This is a genomic window from Euzebyales bacterium (assembly GCA_035461305.1).
Lineage (GTDB): Bacteria > Actinomycetota > Nitriliruptoria > Euzebyales > JAHELV01 > JAHELV01.
On sequence record DATHVN010000175.1, the window covers coordinates 1 to 1932 of the forward strand.

Genomic DNA, 1932 nt, shown 5'->3' on the forward strand with positions numbered 1-1932 from the left:
CGATGCACACCGTCATGATCAACCCGAATCCGACCTCGTGGACGCGGTGGATGATCTCGGCACCGGACAGGAACCACCCGCCGAGCAGCGCGTCGGCGCCTGGGATGGCCACTGTCGACAACGCCGCGGCGGCGGTCCCGAGGACAGCGACGGTCACGCGGGGCCAGCGGACCGCTACGGGTCTCGGGGCGGTCGTCGTGGTCACGCCACACCACCGACGCTGACCTCGACGAAGCGGTCGATCATGGCCTCGGCCTGTGCGGGTGTGGCCAGCATCTGGTTGTGCCCGACGCCCACGGTCCGACCGATCTGCAGCTGCGGGCACAGCTCGGTGAACCGGTCGAGATCGGTCAGGCCGCTGCCGGCCTCGACGTACAGCATCGGCACGCCGACAGCGCGGATGGCGGGTTCGGCGTCCCAGCGGCCCGCGGCGTCGAAGATGCTGACCATCGCGTGCTGCGCCAGCCCGTCGACGCGGGCGTGCGCGGCCGCGCGCACGACGGCGTCGTCGGTGGCGATGAAGCCGCCGTCGACGAAGCCGTGCAGCGCCTCGCGCCACGCCGGCGTGCGGATCGCCGCGAACAGCGGCCCGACGCTGTCGAGCACCTCCCGACGGAACAGCAGTGCGCCCTCGAGCAGCACGACGCCCGCGACCAGGTCGGGCAGCGTCGCGGCGAGCTGCACCGCGACGGCGCCGCCAAGGCTGTGCCCGACGACGACCGCCTGGTCGACCCCCAGGTGCTCGCACACCGCGGCGACGTCAGCCGCGAGGGTCTCGACCGTGTACATCTGCCCGCCCTCGGGGGCGTCGCTGGCGCCGTGCCCGCGCAGGTCGACGCGCACGACCTGGTGATCACCGGCCAGCCGGTGCGCCAGCGGCGCCATGACGTCGAGGTCGTCACACAGGCCGTGGACGAGGATGAACGGCGGCGTGCCGACGCCGGTGTCGGTGTCGGTGGCGGCGTAGGCCAGCGCGACGCCGTCGCGCGTGACGGAGCGGCGTGTGGCTGGCGGCGTGGCAATGGATGCAGAGCCCATGACAGCAACCTTCGAGCGAGGGTGGGAGCGCCGCCACGTTGGACGACGCGCCGATCGATTCGCGTACGGTATAACCTTGTCGAAAACAGGGAGACTTGATTGAGTACAGATAATATGCAGCCAAAACAAGACGCCGTCAACCAGGACGGTCCTAAGAGTTCGACGCCGCCATCTGGTCGACGGCGGTACCACTCACCCCGCCGCGCCGAACAGGCCCGACAGACCCGCATCGCAATCCTCGACGCCGCCCACCAGCTGTTCGTCCAACGCGGCTACGTCGCCACCACGGTCGCCGACATCGCCGCCGCCGCCGGCGTCGCCCCCGAGACCGTCTACGCGTCGTTCCGCAGCAAGCCGGCGTTGCTCAAGACCCTCGCCGATGTCCGCGCCGCCGGCGACGACGAACCGATCCCCGTGGCCGAGCGCCCGGCGTTCCAGCGCATCCGGGACGAACCCGACGGCCAACGAAAGCTGCAGCTGTACGCCGAGGTCGCGCGCGAGATGATCAGCCGCGGCGTCGGCGAGGTGCAGTTGGTGATCCGCGCAGCCGCCGCGGCCGACCCGAGGATCGCCGACCTGTGGGCCGACCTCAAACGCCAACGGCTGATCGGCGCCACCGGCATCGCGACCCATCTCGCCGACGCCGGCCTGCTGCGCGACGACCTAACCGTCGAGCAGGCCCGCGACCTCATCTGGGTCCACATCGCCCCCGAGGTCGACGGCCTGCTCGTCGAACGCGGCTGGACCCTCGACCAGCGCGTCGCCTGGCTGGCCGACACCCTGTGTCAGTCATTGCTGCCGGGCGACAGCTGAGCGCCCACGTCCAGACCCTCCTGGTGCACCACGACGCCACCGACGCGCGGCCTGTGCTTCGACGGCCCATGGTCGTCTACC

The 1932-nt window shown here is 71.1% G+C and carries 2 protein-coding genes; one reads left to right on the forward strand and one right to left on the reverse strand.

Translation table 11 applies throughout. The annotated features are described in order from the left end of the window. Positions 1-201 precede the first annotated feature (201 nt). Complete coding sequence (locus tag VK923_16400; protein HSJ46258.1) at positions 202-1038, reverse strand: alpha/beta hydrolase; 837 nt, start codon at positions 1036-1038, stop codon at positions 202-204. Between the two features lie 114 nt (positions 1039-1152). Between VK923_16400 and VK923_16405 the strand changes: the two genes are divergently transcribed. Next, complete coding sequence (locus tag VK923_16405; protein HSJ46259.1) at positions 1153-1851, forward strand: helix-turn-helix domain-containing protein; 699 nt, start codon at positions 1153-1155, stop codon at positions 1849-1851. The last annotated feature ends 81 nt before the right edge of the window (positions 1852-1932 follow it).

Bases quoted from the DNA above. Each gene is read 5' to 3' on its own strand.
- VK923_16400 (HSJ46258.1), bottom strand. From the start codon at position 1,038: ATGGGCTCTGCATCCATTGCCACGCCGCCAGCCACACGCCGCTCCGTC.
- VK923_16405 (HSJ46259.1), top strand. From the start codon at position 1,153: ATGCAGCCAAAACAAGACGCCGTCAACCAGGACGGTCCTAAGAGTTCG.